The 16,292-nt window shown below is 36.6% G+C and carries 16 protein-coding genes, 1 tRNA gene and 1 pseudogene; 9 read left to right on the top strand and 9 right to left on the bottom strand.

Annotated elements, in window-relative coordinates; all coding sequences use genetic code 11:
- Positions 1 to 984: 984 nt before the first annotated feature.
- The 3 genes and pseudogenes from MW688_RS01785 to MW688_RS01775 form a co-directional block, all read right to left on the bottom strand.
- A pseudogene (locus tag MW688_RS01785) lies at positions 985 to 1,350 on the bottom strand (helix-turn-helix domain-containing protein); the annotation flags it as partial.
- Positions 1,334 to 1,936, bottom strand: a complete 603-nt coding sequence (locus MW688_RS01780) for an IS607 family transposase (protein WP_486734194.1) — start codon at positions 1,934 to 1,936, stop codon at positions 1,334 to 1,336. The pseudogene MW688_RS01785 and the gene MW688_RS01780, both read right to left, overlap by 17 nt.
- A 151-nt stretch (positions 1,937 to 2,087) precedes the next feature.
- Positions 2,088 to 3,698: a M16 family metallopeptidase gene (locus tag MW688_RS01775; RefSeq protein WP_486734193.1), complete on the bottom strand. Its 1,611-nt coding sequence runs from the start codon at positions 3,696 to 3,698 to the stop codon at positions 2,088 to 2,090.
- A 179-nt stretch (positions 3,699 to 3,877) separates the two neighbouring features.
- Here MW688_RS01775 and MW688_RS01770 point away from each other — a divergent pair, with 179 nt between their 5' ends.
- From MW688_RS01770 to MW688_RS01760, 3 genes are all read left to right on the top strand, one after another.
- Positions 3,878 to 4,513, top strand: a complete 636-nt coding sequence (locus tag MW688_RS01770) for a TetR/AcrR family transcriptional regulator (RefSeq protein WP_486734192.1) — start codon at positions 3,878 to 3,880, stop codon at positions 4,511 to 4,513.
- Positions 4,514 to 4,583: 70 nt separating this feature from the next.
- Positions 4,584 to 6,134 (top strand): hypothetical protein, encoded by a 1,551-nt coding sequence (locus MW688_RS01765; RefSeq protein ID WP_486734191.1) that lies wholly within the window; start codon positions 4,584 to 4,586, stop codon positions 6,132 to 6,134.
- A gap of 25 nt (positions 6,135 to 6,159) precedes the next feature.
- Complete coding sequence (locus tag MW688_RS01760) at positions 6,160 to 7,341, top strand: lysophospholipid acyltransferase family protein (RefSeq protein ID WP_486734190.1); 1,182 nt, start codon at positions 6,160 to 6,162, stop codon at positions 7,339 to 7,341.
- A 50-nt stretch (positions 7,342 to 7,391) separates the two neighbouring features.
- Here MW688_RS01760 and MW688_RS01755 read toward each other — a convergent pair whose 3' ends face one another.
- A complete protein-coding gene (locus MW688_RS01755) occupies positions 7,392 to 7,643 on the bottom strand; it encodes a DUF3493 domain-containing protein (RefSeq protein WP_486734189.1) in 252 nt (83 codons plus the stop codon).
- 53 nt (positions 7,644 to 7,696) lie between these two features.
- Here MW688_RS01755 and MW688_RS01750 point away from each other — a divergent pair.
- Together MW688_RS01750 and MW688_RS01745 are read left to right on the top strand one after the other, a co-directional pair.
- Positions 7,697 to 7,768: transfer RNA gene (locus MW688_RS01750), tRNA-Thr, on the top strand.
- Positions 7,769 to 8,012: 244 nt separating this feature from the next.
- A complete protein-coding gene (locus MW688_RS01745; protein WP_486734188.1) occupies positions 8,013 to 9,107 on the top strand; it encodes a tetratricopeptide repeat protein in 1,095 nt (364 codons plus the stop codon).
- Between the two features lie 106 nt (positions 9,108 to 9,213).
- On the opposite strand, the gene MW688_RS01740 is transcribed toward MW688_RS01745, so the two are convergent.
- From MW688_RS01740 to MW688_RS01725, 4 genes are all read right to left on the bottom strand, one after another.
- On the bottom strand, positions 9,214 to 9,657 hold the full coding sequence (locus tag MW688_RS01740) for an SRPBCC family protein (protein ID WP_486734187.1): 444 nt from the start codon (positions 9,655 to 9,657) through the stop codon (positions 9,214 to 9,216).
- Entirely contained in the window at positions 9,639 to 11,108 is a 1,470-nt protein-coding gene (zds, locus tag MW688_RS01735) for a 9,9'-di-cis-zeta-carotene desaturase (RefSeq protein WP_486734186.1), read from the bottom strand. The genes MW688_RS01740 and zds overlap by 19 nt, the downstream gene beginning before the upstream one ends.
- Before the next feature lie 188 nt (positions 11,109 to 11,296).
- Positions 11,297 to 11,998 (bottom strand): pirin family protein, encoded by a 702-nt coding sequence (locus MW688_RS01730; protein WP_486734185.1) that lies wholly within the window; start codon positions 11,996 to 11,998, stop codon positions 11,297 to 11,299.
- A gap of 32 nt (positions 11,999 to 12,030) precedes the next feature.
- Positions 12,031 to 12,750 (bottom strand): calcium-binding protein, encoded by a 720-nt coding sequence (locus MW688_RS01725; RefSeq protein ID WP_486734184.1) that lies wholly within the window; start codon positions 12,748 to 12,750, stop codon positions 12,031 to 12,033.
- A 316-nt stretch (positions 12,751 to 13,066) separates the two neighbouring features.
- On the opposite strand from MW688_RS01725, the gene MW688_RS01720 reads away from it, so the two are divergent.
- Positions 13,067 to 13,822: a TIGR01548 family HAD-type hydrolase gene (locus MW688_RS01720; protein ID WP_486734183.1), complete on the top strand. Its 756-nt coding sequence runs from the start codon at positions 13,067 to 13,069 to the stop codon at positions 13,820 to 13,822.
- 43 nt (positions 13,823 to 13,865) lie between these two features.
- Here MW688_RS01720 and MW688_RS01715 read toward each other — a convergent pair whose 3' ends face one another.
- On the bottom strand, positions 13,866 to 14,390 hold the full coding sequence (locus MW688_RS01715; RefSeq protein WP_486734182.1) for a hypothetical protein: 525 nt from the start codon (positions 14,388 to 14,390) through the stop codon (positions 13,866 to 13,868).
- 719 nt (positions 14,391 to 15,109) lie between these two features.
- Between MW688_RS01715 and MW688_RS01710 the strand changes: the two genes are divergently transcribed.
- From MW688_RS01710 to MW688_RS01700, 3 genes are all read left to right on the top strand, one after another.
- A complete protein-coding gene (locus MW688_RS01710; RefSeq protein ID WP_486734196.1) occupies positions 15,110 to 15,433 on the top strand; it encodes a DUF1517 domain-containing protein in 324 nt (107 codons plus the stop codon).
- A gap of 122 nt (positions 15,434 to 15,555) precedes the next feature.
- Positions 15,556 to 15,669 (top strand): DUF3598 family protein, encoded by a 114-nt coding sequence (locus MW688_RS01705; protein ID WP_486734195.1) that lies wholly within the window; start codon positions 15,556 to 15,558, stop codon positions 15,667 to 15,669.
- A gap of 336 nt (positions 15,670 to 16,005) precedes the next feature.
- A complete protein-coding gene (locus MW688_RS01700) occupies positions 16,006 to 16,287 on the top strand; it encodes a C39 family peptidase (protein WP_486734181.1) in 282 nt (93 codons plus the stop codon).
- Positions 16,288 to 16,292 lie beyond the last annotated feature (5 nt).

Raw genomic sequence — 16,292 nt, 5'->3', positions numbered from 1 at the left:
CTCCGGTGCTCCCTGCTTCTCCTCACCATTTTCTTTGTCAAGAATGAAAAGACCCCCCTTAATAAGCAGGGCTGTTTCATTCTAAAATTTTGTCGTAAGCTAGAAGCTAGACACCACAAAAGTTTACGCTCTTTTTAGCTATTATTAGAAAAAAGGGGATTTATTATTAGCAAAAAATCCCATCTCAGAAGCTCCCTGCTCCGGTGCTCCCTGCTTCTCCTCACCATTTTCTTTGTCAAGAACGAAACAGCCCTGCCTTAATAAGGGGGGCTTTTGATGATAACTGTAAACATCTATTTGCGAGCTTGCTATAAGTTCTGGTGCAAGATATGAGCTAAACTCACACCAAAGCATCTATACCTAATGTTACTGGTGGATGAATAATGAGTAATGAGTAATGAGTAACGAGTAATGAGTAAGAAGTCTTGAAGTCTTGAAGTAAGAAGTTATGAGTTTTTGAGTAATGAGTGAGGAAGTAATGAGTTAAAGAATTAATGCTCAACGCTTAAAAATTGTTTGACCTTTGCTACTTTTCTTAGACTAAAGAGAAATGAACTTTTTCTGAGGTTAATTTAGTACATAAGTACTGGTGGAAGATGTGAGCTAAAGGAAATATTTAGGGATTCGCCCAAACAATGTAATATGATGTAGGGGCGCAAGGCTTGCGCCCTCCAATACTCGTAGGTTTTGGATTTTAACTTTTCTTTGAGGCAAGCAGAGGAGCAGGGAGACCGGAGCTTCAACAGAAGGATTTTCGGCTTTCTCCCCCGCCCCCTGCTCCGGTGCTCCCTTGCAGTCTCCACAGAGGATTTAGGCAAAACCTACGCAGTATTATTGCGCCCTCTATATTAAGTAGCTCAAAGAAACAGAAGCGATCGCCCACTCCCGATGCTATAATTCTTACAGACTATCTGTTTTATAGATAAGTATATATATAAACTCCTCAAGGCGATCGCACCCTAAAAATTAAGAAGAAAAAGTATTTAGCCGGTTTCCAGAGATTCTAATGTTGCCTTCTAGATAAAAAGAATCTTTGTGGCCTTTTTTCTTAAACTTGGGTTGTTTACTTATTTTTTTAAAGCACCTATCCCAAGCCACCCTTAAATCCCTTAAAGCTTGTTGAGGAGAGCATTTACTGACTTCGTAATACCAAGAATTGGCAGATTTAACCTCGGCGACTAGCTTCTTGTGTAAATCTATAGCTGAAGGCATCTTTGTTTTATTAGACAAAGCTTCAAGGGTAATAGCTAGGCCCCAATTATAGGCGTGCCTTGCTGTTCCCGCATGTCTTGCGGCTAAATTGGCTTGTTTGTTGTTGAACCTGAGTGAGGTTTTAAAGCTTTTTTGCAACATTCCTAAGTTCCTCAACTAGCTTTTTATTTTTGTGACTTCTCGACCCATAAAGACGCGCCGAAAATACGGAGATTATCTCCAAAACATCTTGGGCTAAATCCTCTTCAAAAGAACTATCTTCAGTTCGGTTAATAACCACTACTTCTGTGCCAAAGACTTCGCAGAGAGAAAAAATTAACTCACTGCCAAACCTGAGTAACCTATCCTTGTGCGTCAACACTAACCTTTCTACCTTGTTATCAGTGATTAAGTTGATTAGTCGCTTTAATCCTTTTTTTGAGTAGTTTAAGCCCGAGCCTAAGTCTTGGATTATTTGATGTTCCCAACCATTGGAGGCACAAAATAACTCAAGTATCTGTACTTGCCTCTTTAAATCTTCTTTTTGCTCGTGTGAACTAACTCTAGCGTAGCCAATAGTAAAAGAGAGCTCTTTGTTTACTCCTAGTAATTCAGCTAAATCATAGCGCCGATGCCCATTAGCTGTTCTCTCAGGGATTAACTTACCTTCAGATTCCCAACGCCTAAGAGTAGAAGTGCTGACTCCTTTTAATTTAGCTGCTTCTGATATCGATAATTTTGACATCTTCCATTAAAGTTGGTTATCTGCCTATCATAGCATACAATATAGGCAGATTTAACAGATATTGAGTAATTATTTTGAAGCTGGTGTTAACCCCATGAGATTGTTGGGTTTCGTGTCCTCAACCCAACCTACGAAATCTGTAAGCTTTCGCTCAAGATGCAACATCTGAGTTAACTGCTTCATTGGATAAGATTCTACCAATAGTTCTATTTTCTGGGGTAAAAGTTGCTTGGGCTACTCTTTGGATATCAGCAGGAGTGATGTTAGAAAGAATATCTAATTCTTTAAATAAATTCTGCCAATCTCCTGTTTTAACTTCATAATTAGCTAAAATTCTAGCCATGCCACTATTAGAGTTAAGAATACGTAACAAGTTAGCCTTGGTTTTAGTTTTTACCTTTTCTAACTCCTGTATACTAACTGGTTCAGTTTTCAGCCTTTCTATTTCTGTTTTCAAAGCTATTTCTAATTCTTCTAGGGTATGACCTGGTGCGGTGAGAGCGTAGAATAAGATAAGATTAGGGTACTTTTCTCCAGGAAAACCATTGAAACCCTGGGCTACTAAGGCTAATTGTTGTTCTTCTACTAAAGATTGATAGAGACGAGATGTTCTGCCATCACTCAATATACCAGCAATCACTTCATAGACGAGATGGTCTGGGTGGTTAATATTAGGACGATGATATGCTTCTAAATACCAGGGTTGAGTTGTTAATGTTAGGTTGATTTCTCGTGTTTCTCTTTGTTTTGGTTCTACTACTGTAACGGGAGAAGGAGACAGGCGAGTAGGAAAACGGCCAAAATAAACCTTTGCTAGTTGTTTCACCTCTTCAGGATTTACATCTCCCACAATTGCGATAGTTAAGTTACTAGGAGAATAATAAGTATTGAAGAAATCTCTAACATCTTGTCTTGTGAGGTTACGAATATCTGATTCATAACCAATTACTGGACGTTGATAGGGATGTGTTGTAAAAGCGGCTGCTAATATCTCTTCTACCATTAAACCAATGGGGGAGTTATCTACACGTAAACGGCGTTCTTCTAAAATTACCTCTTTTTCTGCATAAAATTCTCGAAAAACTGGTTCTAAAAATCTTTCTGATTCTAAAGACATCCACAACTCTAATTTATTAGCGGGGAAATTATAGAAATAAGCCGTATAATCGCTACTCGTTGCCGCGTTTAAAGCTACTCCTCCTTCAGTTTCGACAATTTCACCAAATTCATTTTGTTTGACGTATTCATTGGCTAATTTCCGCAATTCTTGCCATTTTTGCCTTAATTCAGCTACTTTTACGGGTTCTTGTTCCCCTTGTGCCTGTTTAATTTCTGCGGTAAGATTGTCTAACTGAGAGAGAACCACTTTCTCAGCTTCATAGTCAATTGTGCCGATTTTTTTTGTTCCTTTGAAGGCTAAATGCTCTAAAAAGTGCGCTACACCAGTTTTACCATCAGGTTCATTTACACCCCCTACATCAGCATAGGTAACAAAGGAAATTATTGGTGCTTGATGATTCTCTAAAACAATGAATTTGAGACCATTATCTAGAGAAAATTCCGTAATTCTTTTCTTGACTGCTTCTAAATAAGGTTGAATTGAATCGTTTGTTTCTGTATCTGTTTCTGTATCTGTTTCTCTATCTGTTTCTCTATCTGTTTCTCTATCTACAGATACTAACCTCCCCTGAGACCAAATTTCCGGCTCATTTTCAGGTGTTGGTATGGCATTTACAGGTAAACTAAAAAAAGACCAAGTCATTAAAAGGACTAAAAAAGTGTATCTCATTAATTTTGGGATTGATGTAGTAATGTTTACTAACAATTTCATTTATTTTGACTCAATAGATAACAATCTGTAAAGATTTTGGCTTATTTAGAGATTTTTATAGGAAAATAACTATAGGTTTCCAAAAGAAATCAGTTTACTTAATTACTATTATGCAGGTTTTTAGTCAAAAAACTTTTAACAAAGTTCCAACTTTGAAAAATTCTAAGGAAGAAAAAACTCGTCAACGTATTTTAGATCAATCCAGGCGTCTCTTCTCCAAATATGGTTTTGATAGTACCACGACTAAGGATATAGCTAAAAGTTCTCAGATTGCTGAAGGCACTCTGTTTCGCTACTTTCCTAATAAAAAATCAATTTTAGTTGAAATAGTCACCAGTGGATGGGTTGAAATTCTCACGGATTTGTTGACGGAGTTGAGTGAAATGGATAACTATCAGGCAGTGGCTAAAGTAATGCGCAAACGAATGTTAAGAATGCGAGAAAGTCAGGAGTTGATGAGGGTTTGCTTTATTGAAGCCCAATTTCATCCCGACTTGTGCGATCGCATTCAAAAGGAAGTAATTGGTAAAATGACGAGTGTAGCGGAGGCTTTTTTTGAAACAGCAATGGAAAAAGGAATTTATCGTCGAGGGAACCCCAAGATTGTAGCACAAGTATTTTTAGGAATGTTCGCGATTGCCGGATTCTCCAGTGATACGATAATTAATCCAGATTCTTCTCCCCAAGCTTTACAAGAAGTAGCAGAAGGAATAGCTGATATCTTTCTCAACGGTGTTTTAGCCTAAGGAGAGAGTCTCTTTTAATAGCAGGGGAATGTCAAAAAAATAGCAAATAATTTTCACAAAAACTGAAAAAATGGCGATTACTAATAATCCAGTGGCACCCAGAATTAGAAAAATGCCAGGACGTATATGGTTTGAGAGAATAATGGCGATTATAGCCACAATCAACCTTATCTTGGTAATTTTTGACTTAACTTATATACCCCTGCGAGACTTTTGGCTACAGGGAAGGGTGCAAATATTCATCAAATTGGGAACAATAGAATACGAATTTCCCGATCCTCCCATCAAAGTTTTACCATTGGATATCACCCAGTGGTATGATTTAGTAAAGGGAATTGAACCAGAAAGAAGTACTCAAGAATATTTAGACACCGTTGAAGATTTAAATGCCGCTATAGACGAAGCAGCTTTTTCAGATTCAGACTCTCAACAAACAGTCGCATCAGAAGCAGAAATTGATCGTCTCCTAGCAGAATTACGCATCAGCAGCGAAGAGATGATTGATACTAATCCTTTTCAGATTGCCAATAAAACAGGTACTCTAGAAAGAATAAAAAATAAAATGCGAGTTCATATATTCGACGATAAAAACACTTCAGCAAAAGATGCCTTTAAGATTTTTTGGTCTCGGGGAAACCTACTGGGAAACTCTAGAGAAGAACTCAACTTTTTTGCAACAGAAATACAACCTCTTCTAGAAACTAACTATTATCGTCCAGTAGGAGAAAATGGAGAATTAGTTGATAATTTTGGTTTAATAGATTTCCCCTTCTTTATTCTTTTCGCCATAGAATTCATCGGCAGAACTTGGTATATTAGTCGTCGCTACACGGGAGTTAGTTGGTTTGACGCCATGCTTTGGCGCTGGTATGATGTATTTTTACTACTACCTATATTGCGTTGGCTAAGAGTCATTCCTGTAGTTATTCGTTTAAATCAAGCTAAACTAATTAACCTACGTCGAGTCCAAAAACAAATTAGTCAAGGTTTTGTCGCCAATATCGCCGAAGATGTCACAGAAGTTGTGGTGATTCAAGTGATTAATCAAATGCAAAACTCAATAAAAGAAGGAGAAATAGCCAATTTTATTACTCAATACAATAGGCGAGAATATATTGACTTAAACAATATCAATGAAACGACAGAAATATTTAAACTAATAGCTAATTTGATAGTAAAAGAAGCCTTGCCAAAACTAGAAAAAGATATTGAGGATATTCTACAATACAGCCTAGAAAAAGGCTTAAATGAGTCTCCAGCTTTTCAAAATATAGAAAGGTTACCAGGCGCGAAAGGAATCAAAACAAATTTAACTCAACAACTATCTAAACAACTGTATAGCAGTGTTTATGGAGTTTTAGAAGTAATGATTAAAGAAGACCCCCAATTTGACAAATTACTAGAAAAATTAGGGAATAATTTTGTGCAAATCATGAGATCCCAAATGCAAGCGCAAAAGAGTATTAATTCTTTAGAATTTTTACTAACCGCTTTACTAGAAGAAGTGAAAGTAAACTATGTCCAACGTCTATCAGAAGAAGATGTAGAATCAATATTAGAACAAAAACGAGCTTTACAATCAAAAGCCCAAAAAGTATCGAAAGTAGATTTTTATAGGTAAGATTAGAAACATTAAAACAAAGTATATGGTTAATACCGCTAAGTTTTATCCATCCCAATTAAAACCACTATTAGTACGTATGATTCAAAGCTTATCTTATATAGCATCTAATCTAGGGTACAAAATAGACTTAAAAATTGACCAAGAATCGATAGAGAGATTTAAAAAAATAGAAGAGTCGAGAATAGTATTATTAGCTAACCATCCCACCTTTGATGATGGAATAGTTATGTTTTTACTCTCAACTAGACTGGGGGAATTATTTAATTATCTGGTTGCTTACGAAAGTTTCAATGGTTTACTAGGGAAATTTTTACAGACAATAGGCGCCTATTCCGTGAATAGAGGGTTAGGCGATCGCAAAAGTGTAGAATATACTCTCAATCTATTAAAACAGCCTAATTGTCGTTTAGTGATATTTCCCGAGGGGGGTTGTTCTTTTCAAAATGATACAGTAATGCCTTTTCGTAGTGGTGGGACTCAATTAGCGTTTAAAGCCTATACTCAACTAGTCAAAGCCGAAGGTAAAACCAGTGATTTTTATCTTTTACCAGTAAGCATTAAATATATATACAACAAGCCTATTAATCATATCATTGTCGATACACTCAAGCGATTAGAACAATACTATCAAATTCAAACCGCAACAAAAGATTTTTACCCGCGACTCAGACACGTATCAGAAGCAGTTTTACAAGATATTGAAAAACAATACGATTTAGACATCAGTAAAACTTCTCAACAAGATTGGAATCAACGCATATCTAATCTAAGAATCCATCTGTTAAATATCTGTGCCGATAAACTAGATTTAAAATTTTCCCCAAATACTCCCCCAAGAGAAAGAGTGTATAAGATGCAATCTTTACTAGAGTCAATAGAGAATGATCCTTCTGCCTATGAATTCATATATAGGGCTACATTAAGGCTACTAAACTTTGATGCCATCTATGATGGATATGTAGCAGAGTACCCTACTCCTGAAAGATTTATGGATACTCTCACCAGATTAGAAAGAGAAGCATTTAAAATTGATCGTCCAGTGGCTAAAGCAAAACGTCAAGCTAAAGTATATATAGGGGAACCTATAAACCTTAAAGATTACTTAGATAAATATCAAGAAAATCGCACTGCCACTGTGGAAAACATCACTACAACCATACAAGAAACTGTACAATCAAACATACGTCTATTGAATGTAGAATGAAGAATGTAGAATGAAGAATTAATCAATCTCTCGGCATTATGGGGTAAAGTTTATTTTTTTTCTAAACGATAAAAGAAAATCATCAAAGCAATTACCCCCAACTGTAGGGCAAAATTAGGTAAGGTAGAGGTGATGTTTTCTCCAGCAATCATTTTAGCGAGGAAAACTAAAGCGCCAAGGAATCCAGAAGCACCAAAAGCAATATAGACAAAGATTCTTAAGCCTTTGTAGGGGGCTTTTAATTCGGCTTTTAGACGAGCATATTTTTCAGAATCAGGTGGAAGTTGTGAAGAATTCGGCATAATTACGATTAAATTTATGATGGTTTTATATTATTATAATAGTTGTCAAGTAAGCCGATGTAGCTTAGTGGTATAGCACTCGATTCGTAATCGAGGGGTCGGCGGTTCAAATCCGCTCATCGGCTCTTTCCTCATAACCTTCGGGTTTCTAGCTTTCAGGAACTAGCGGGTAGCATTTAGGTATCACTACCAAAAAACTTGGTACCCGTATGGTACCCACAAAGCCAAAATAAAGTAAATAGCATATAAAAAAACTCAAAGTGCTGGTGCAAATCGATCAGGCGATCGCTTAAGATATGAACAAAAGATAAGTTAACGAGAAAAGTTATAATTACATATTGATCTACTAATTTAGTAATTATTATAATAATGCGTTTATTTACTGTTTTATCAAAGTTAGCCTGTTACTTAATTATCTTGATAAGTTTAGCTCAATTGCCTGTGAAGGCCGAAGTTAGTAATTTAAGTATCAATCAACAAGATAGACTAAACACTCTGTTACGCCAAGGGAGAAACTATGTAGATTCTGGTAACTACCAAAGAGCGATTGCCCTCTATCAAGAAGCGGCTCAATTAGACAATCAAAACCCGAGAATTTTTTCTGGTATCGGATATTTACACAGTTTAGAGGGTAACTATGAGGCGGCAGCTTATGCCTACCAACGGGCGTTAGCTTTAGATCCTGATAACGCTAGTTTTTACTATGCTCTAGGTTATAGTTTCGCTCAAAGTGGAGACAATGATAATGCGATTAGAGCTTATTATCGGGCTACTAAACTAGATCCATTAGAAATAAAATATTATCAGGCTTTAGGTGTAGTTTTGATGAGAGATAGAGATTACAAGAGTGCGATCGCTATTTACCAAAGAATTATCGCCCTCTCTCCTGAAGATAAACAAGCCCAAGAAATTATGTTAACCTTACTTATTAACGAAGGACGCACCCAAGAGGCTGTAGAATTTTTAAGCACTACTTCTCTTGATTTATCGAACTATTTAGATTTACAGTTACAATTAGCCCATATTCTCTTAGAACAAAAACAATTTGAAATAGCCCTACCAATTTTAAATAATATTCAAAAATCACCTTCTAATAGTCCTGAATTTGAAATAGAACTAGGAAAAACTTGGGAAGGACTCGACGAGATAGAATCAGCTTTAACCGCCTATTCTAGAGCAATTAGATTACAACCTAATTTAACAGAGGCTCAAAATAGAATGGCCCAATTATATATGTTGCAAGAAAAATATATAGAAGCAATTATTATTTATCGAAGTTTAGTGGAAAATTATCCCAATAACCCAGATAATTACTATCAATTAGGATTAGCTCTACAAGCAAGAAATAGATCCGAAGAAGCGAAAACAGTTTGGGAACAAGCTTTACAATTATATGAAGAGCAAAATAATCAAGATGGAGTAGAAACAATAGAATCTTTATTAAATGACGAAGAAAATTTATAGCAATTCTCCTCACGGGGTTTCTTGTCACCCCATGAGGCTATGGACTAAAGTCCAACTACGAACTTCGTTGTTAACCTCAATTAAAACTTACTTTTTCACTCGTAAACTAACGATTAACTTTGAGAGCGTAATCTCTAAATCTTTCTAAATCAGATTGAATAGTTGACTCTACTACATTGCCGAGGAAGAGATTATCCATAATTTTGCCTAAGATGCCGGGGATAGCATAAGCTACAGTTAGTTTAACCACACTACTGTTGTGGCGATCATAAAAACGTACAGCGCCGCGATTAGGCAATCCATCTACAGATTCCCATTGAATAATCTGATGGGGGACTATCTTAAGAATACGAGATAACCAACTAAATTTAAAAGCACCACTAGCTAATTTCCAGCGGGATAAATCGGGATTATCTTCTAATACCTCCACAGAATCAATCCATTTCATCCAACGAGGCATTTGTTCTAAATCTGACCATAATCCCCAAACTACTTCAATGGGTACATTTACTTCTACTTGTACACTATGTTCTAACCAGCCTTCTTCCATGTTACCTCTTGAATATCTTTTTGTTGGAGAATTGCATTAGCAGCTTGACGGCCTGAAAGAGTTGCTCCTTCCATACTATCAATATAGTCTTGCTGAGTGTAACTACCAGCTAGGAAAAAGTTAGGAATAGGTGTAACTTGAGCAGGGCGATAAACATCCATACCGGGAGCTTCTCTATAGAGAGATTGAGCAAGCTTAACTACACTATACCAAGTCATTTCTAATTCTCTTGCGGAGGGAAAGAGTGTTTGAACTTGTTTGAGGACATGATGAGCGATCGCCTCATTACTCTCTCTAATAAATGGATCTCCGGGGGTCAAAACCAATTGTAACAGAGAACCGCTACCGGGCCTATAGTAATCACCGGGACTAGTGAGTGCTAAATCAGCGAAACAGGAGAAATCTGCATCTGCTGTATATAGTAGATTATCCAAGCCGGAAGCTGCTGCCATAGATTTAGCTTTTTCCGAGTCTTTTAACTCAGTTACCCAGCCATTGAAGCGTAGTTGTACAGTAGCTACGGGCACTGTATCTAATTTGTAAATTTTCGCAAATTCTGGCCATGTTTCTTGCCATTCTGGGGGAATTAGTTTTTGAATACCTGGGACATCGCAGGCACAAAGGTAAGCATCAGCTTTAACAGATTCTGTCTCCTCGCCTTTAATTATTTCTATACCAGTTACTCTAGTACCTGTGGAGGTTGTTTCGTAGGTTATTTCTCTGATACGGCGTCTGGTATGAATTTTTACCCCTCTATCTTCTAAATATTTAACAATTGGTCCTAAAAGATAAGTATGGGGGGAACCTTCTAGCATCCGCAATACAGAGGCTTCTGATTTAGCTGCAAATAGTTGAAAAATTGTCAGCATACAACGAGCTGAAATATTCTCTGTATCAATAAAACCGAGGGCGTAGGCGATAGGATTCCACATTTTTTTCAGACTGCCATTGTTACCCCCTTGACTGCGAAACCAATCGGCAAAGCTGATAGAATCCAAATCTCTGATAGTTTTCATTGCTCCATCAAAGTCTACCAAACCTCGAACAATAGGACTAGTGCCTAAAGCTAGAGAATTCCTCAATTTATCTACTGCTGATAGTTGAGATGTGGTAAAAAATGCTTTTAAACCGTTAAAAGGGGCACCTGTAATAAAGCGAAAATCTAATTCACCAATTCTTCCCCCTTGGTTAACAAAGGTATGAGTATGTTCTTTGAGACGGAGGTTTTCCCAGGCGCCTACTTTTTTCATTAAGTCGAATAACTGGTAGTAACAACCAAAGAAGACGTGTAAACCCATCTCGATATGATTGCCCTCTGCATCAACCCAACTGCCTACTTTTCCACCAACAAAGGGGCGAGATTCAAAAATTTCTACTTCTACTCCAGCGTCAACTAAGTCTACCGCTGCCGCCAATCCCGCTAAACCTGCGCCTACGATCGCAACCCGCATTCACTCTATCCTTATCTTAGTTTTACTTTACTTATCTTAACATAAGTTACTAGTTGAGACATAATTCCCAATTCGGGTTTTTTGAGCAATCATACTTAATTTATACACATACGTAAAAAAATACATTAATCACAATTAAGTAACTTTGCTTAAAATTTCTCCCCTATAAAGATTTTATTTTTTTGGTGTTAACTTAAGTCAAATAATAAAATCTCAGTATCATCTTGAGTTGCAGTGATAATTATTTCTGATTCTTGTTCAATAGCTATACCATCTCCCCCAAGGAGAGTTTGATCGGCTATAACCACTCCTCCTTTAGTTACTTGTATCCAAGCACCTCTATTGGCAGGGAGTCTGTGTTTTACTTCGGTTTTTGCTTCGAGATTAGCCACATAGAGATTAACATTTTGATGAATAGTTATCGAGTTATCCCTACCATCTTGAGAACCTACTAATCTTAAATTATTTTGTTTTTCCTCTAAAGGGCAGTATTTCTGTTCATAACTAGGTTTTAATCCCAAAGTATCGGGTTTAATCCAAATCTGTAGAAAGTGAACAGTATTAGTATCAGAAGCATTATACTCACTATGGGCAATTCCTGTTCCCGCAGACATTCTCTGTACTTCTCCAGGACGAATTATTGACCCATTGCCAATACTATCTTTGTGTTCTAATTGTCCTGCTAAAACATAGGTGATAATCTCCATATCTCGGTGGCTGTGAGTCCCAAATCCTTTACTAGGTTGAACTTTGTCTTCGTTGATTACTAAAAGATTTTTAAATCCTAAATAACGAGGATCATAGTAACTACCAAAAGAAAATGTATGTCTACTATCTAACCAACCAAAATTAGCTTTACCTCTAGCGGATGATGGACGAATTGCTATCATTTTTTTACCTCTTTCTTAACTATATTTCAATTTTATATTGTTCCTTTTATGTTGACAATGTATAATTTAATATACATATTATCTTTTTTAGATTGACAAATAGTGTTAACTAATTCAAAATCACCGATATTTAAAGTGCCAGAGACCGTGTTTATTTGACTATATATTGCAGAAGATATAACAATTTTATCTCCTTCAACTGCACTGAAGTCTGTGATTGTATCTATATCAACAGTTATACCACCAAGTTTGTGATATTCAAAAAAGCGGGAGGGTTGAAAAAAGTTAGTATAACCCAATTGAAATATATAAAAAGAATCTGCCCCAGCTCCACCAGTGAGTATATCTGAAGCTCTACCACCGAAGAGACTATCATTGTCATCTCCTCCATTAAGAGTATCAATGTCATCTCCTCCTTCTAATAGGTCATCGCCAGCTCCACCTGTTAAATTGTCAAAGCCCTCTTGTCCTAAGAGTCTATCGTTACCATCCTCTCCTGATAGGGTATCATTGCTATCGCCACCATTTAAAAAGTCATTACCCAATCCACCTATCAAACTATCTCTATTGAGACCACCATAAAGGCTATCGTCGCCTTCTCCACCTATTAAAAAATCATTACCAATATCTCCAAAGAGCTTATCATTTCCCCCTAATCCATCTATTGTGTCATTACCTTGGTAACCTTTGATCCCTTCGCCATTAACAGTTCCGCTAAGGTTATCGGCACCAAAACTTCCTCCAATTGCCATAGTATTTCTCCTAAGTTTTTACTACAAAAAATAATTCACGCCATACATAATTATATCAGTTAAAAAAAACTCTCGTTAAACATCATCTCCAATTTTTTTACTTCTATAGCAGCAATATAGCGTTTTTAAGTCTACTGAAGTATAGAGGTTAACGGATTTAGGGAACACCAAAACAGAAAATGTACCTAATTTGTTTTGGAATTGCGATAAACCATGAAAACTATTATTATTTTTGCTATAGATGGTGTCATCAGCTATTAAGTTAAGTTGACACAGGAAATGCAACAGGATCAAATGATAATATTGGAATTTAAGTATGAAAACTATTGTTATTTTTGATATAGATGGTGTAATCAGAGATGTAAGCAACTCCTACCGAAAAGCGATCGCCGATACTGTAGAAGAATTCACCGAAAATGAATATCGCCCAACTATGGATGATATTGACCAACTCAAAACCGAAGGTGTCTGGAATAACGACTGGGAAGCCTCCTTAGAGTTATGCCGTCGTTATTGGCAATCCCGGGGCGAAGATAGGGCTATAGTCTATAATCAACTAGTAGATTTTTTTCAATCTCGCTATCGTGGCTATGGCGATAATCCTGATGATTGGAATGGTTATATAACTACAGAACCATTGTTAATTTCTCAAGCCTATTTAGACAATCTTACCAGTCAAGAGGTGGGTTGGGGGTTTTTTAGTGGCGCTACTAGAGGTAGTGCTGAATATATACTTAAAAAACGTCTTGGCTTAGATAATCCTATTTTAGTAGCGATGGAGGATGCCCCAGGTAAACCAGACCCGACAGGCTTAATTCAATCCGTAACACAAATAGAGAATAACTATGGTACATCACAATTAATTCCTGTTATCTACGTAGGGGATACAGTGGGCGACATGTATACAGTAACAAAAGCCAAAGAAAAGCAACCGGATAGAAATTGGCAAGGGGTGGGAATTGTTCCCCCTCATTTACACGCTAAACCGGAAGCACATCGGCAAAAACTCATTGAAGCTGGTGCCTGTATAGTATTAAATAACGTTGAAGAGTTAGTTCCTGAAAAAATTTAGAGAAGCCTAGAATCTCTAGGAACTTCTCTAGATATAAAATTTACTAACCAGCTAAGACAAAATCAACTTCATCAGTTCCATCTGTATCTCCCTGTCCAGATGTAATTTGATCGCCATTAACTTCAATAGCAAAAGCGGTACCATCTAAATTAATATTGTAGTCAGTTTGATCAGATGTATAACCTACACTAGCGACCATTTTACGTTGGTTATCTATATAGTGAAAAGCTAGAAGTTGATTTTTTTCCTTTTGATTATCGTAGGCCCAGATAACCATATACTGTTCACCTTGGTAGTCAAATATTTTTGGTTCACGAGTAGGAACATAGCGTCCAGGATTACCAAAACTACGGTCGAGGAAATCTTGAACAGAGCTAGGTTCTACTTTAACATAAGCTACTTCTTCTGCACTTGCACTAGCGATAACGTTATCTTCTTCTGCTTCGTCTCTTTCTGGTGCTGGTTCTTCCTTACCTCGGTTACGGAAATAATCAACGGCTAACTTAGTACCAATTCCACCTACTGCCGCAACACCTGCACCGATTAATAAGTTACGTAGCTTACCCATATTAGTTGCTCCTGTATTACTATAACAATTAAGTCCAAGAGTTAGTATATATTATTTGTTGCTTCTTTCGTTAATTCTTATATTTATTTTAAGTTTCACCTTTTTAGGTTTCAGCTTTGGTGGTTATCTTAAATTCGCGCCTTCCTTGCTTCTACTCAGAGCAAATACCAGTACTTATGTACTAAATTAACCTCAGAAAAAGTTCATTTCTCTTTCGCCTAAGATCGTAGCAAAGGTCAAAGGAATTCGGAAGAAAGGAATTGCGGTGCGACAAGAGCGCTTCTTTGCGAAGCGTGAACGCGCACGCCTGACACGGAAGCGCGGAAATACATAAGCCTAAAGTTTTATGCTTGAAACAAAGAATATAGTTGTTTTCTTTCACCCCTAAAGGAGTGGGCTTGTAACCTTATTTTTTTTGTCAACCAATTTTTAAGCGTTGAGCATTAATTCTTTAACTCCAAGACTTCAAAACTTCAAAACTTCAAAACTCCAAGACTTCAAGACTTCAAAACTTCAAGACTTCAAAACTTCAAGACTTCAAGACTTCAAAACTTCAAGACTTCAAGATTCATCCACCACAAGTAACTTTGAGTAAAGATGCGAGGGTCTGAGGTAAAGATGCGAGGGTCTGAGTCTAGATTTATCTCCCTTAGGAAAGAGGTAATTTTATGGTCTAAATTTTTACAATAAAAGTAATTATCGCAATAGTTAAATAATAAATAACTTTTAGTAAATTTACTGAAGAAACTCTAGCTAATTTTGATAACCAGTTACGCACCTCAGCTACAGCTACTCTCTCTCCAGAGAAATTAGATGAGACGGGAGAGTATATTATTGTGACTATTTTAGTAGGAGCGATTGGTCAATTATCACTACCGGATATTAATGGAGAAGCAGATTTACGCCAAGCTTTGCAAGCTATTGGTGGTGTGTCAGGCGATCGCCTTTTAGCCTTTGAGGTATTGTGGACTCCCCAAGCCCCAGGTGATACTCTCACCCAAGATGATTTAATGGCTCAATATCCTAACCTTAAGCTAGTTTAGTTATTTTTTCCCCATGCCACTCACTCCATTGAGGAGTAGCCACATTCCACTACCTACTATTAATAGGGCAAGAATTGCTAAAATTGTGTCTGATATACTGATATTTTCCATAATTATAGTTCATCTCTCAAAATTTATCTCAATGGGACTGTTTTCTCAAAAACTTAGGTGAGTGGCATGGTTTATTTACTTACATTACTGCCACTGCACAAGTTTTCAAGATATACTTAGTATAATATTTTTGACAATTGGGTTAGAGTTTTTTTCAACAATGGCGATGAGATTGTGATTACTTAGAGCTCGAAGAAATAACATTACAGTCATCAAAAGAGAAAATGGTTTTAGAGGAATATAGGAAACATCCCCTTTTTTTGGCGATCGCTAATCTTGTTCAACTACTCTTATAAATAAATTTTATTTGAACACTAAGCAAATGTGATATATTACTTTTAATCAAATATTTTTTTTGAGTAGTAAATATAAATACATGTTTATTACTTAGTTCATTTATCAGTGCTCATGATGATTTAAAAAATGGACGCTATGGTCTTGCTACGATTAGCATTCGAGAAATGTATGCAACTTGGGATGAAATCAAAAAACATTTATTAGCAAAAAATCCAGTAATTATCAGCGGAAAATTTACACCATCAGGTCATATTATCGTTTTACGCGGTTTTGACAATACAGGTTTTTGGGTAAATGATCCTTATGGAGAATGGTGGTCTTCAGGTTACGATAGAAATGTCTATGATGTGTTTGATACAAAAGGAGAAAATCTCCACTATTCTTACTATTTATGTAGTCGAGTCAGTTATACAGGACCAGAAAAATGCTGGGGCTCATTTTCCTGAAATGC

The sequence above is a fragment of the Johannesbaptistia floridana genome (genome assembly GCF_057440575.1).
The sequence above is the reverse complement of the archived record's forward strand: the minus strand, read 5'-3'. Positions and strand labels throughout refer to the sequence as shown.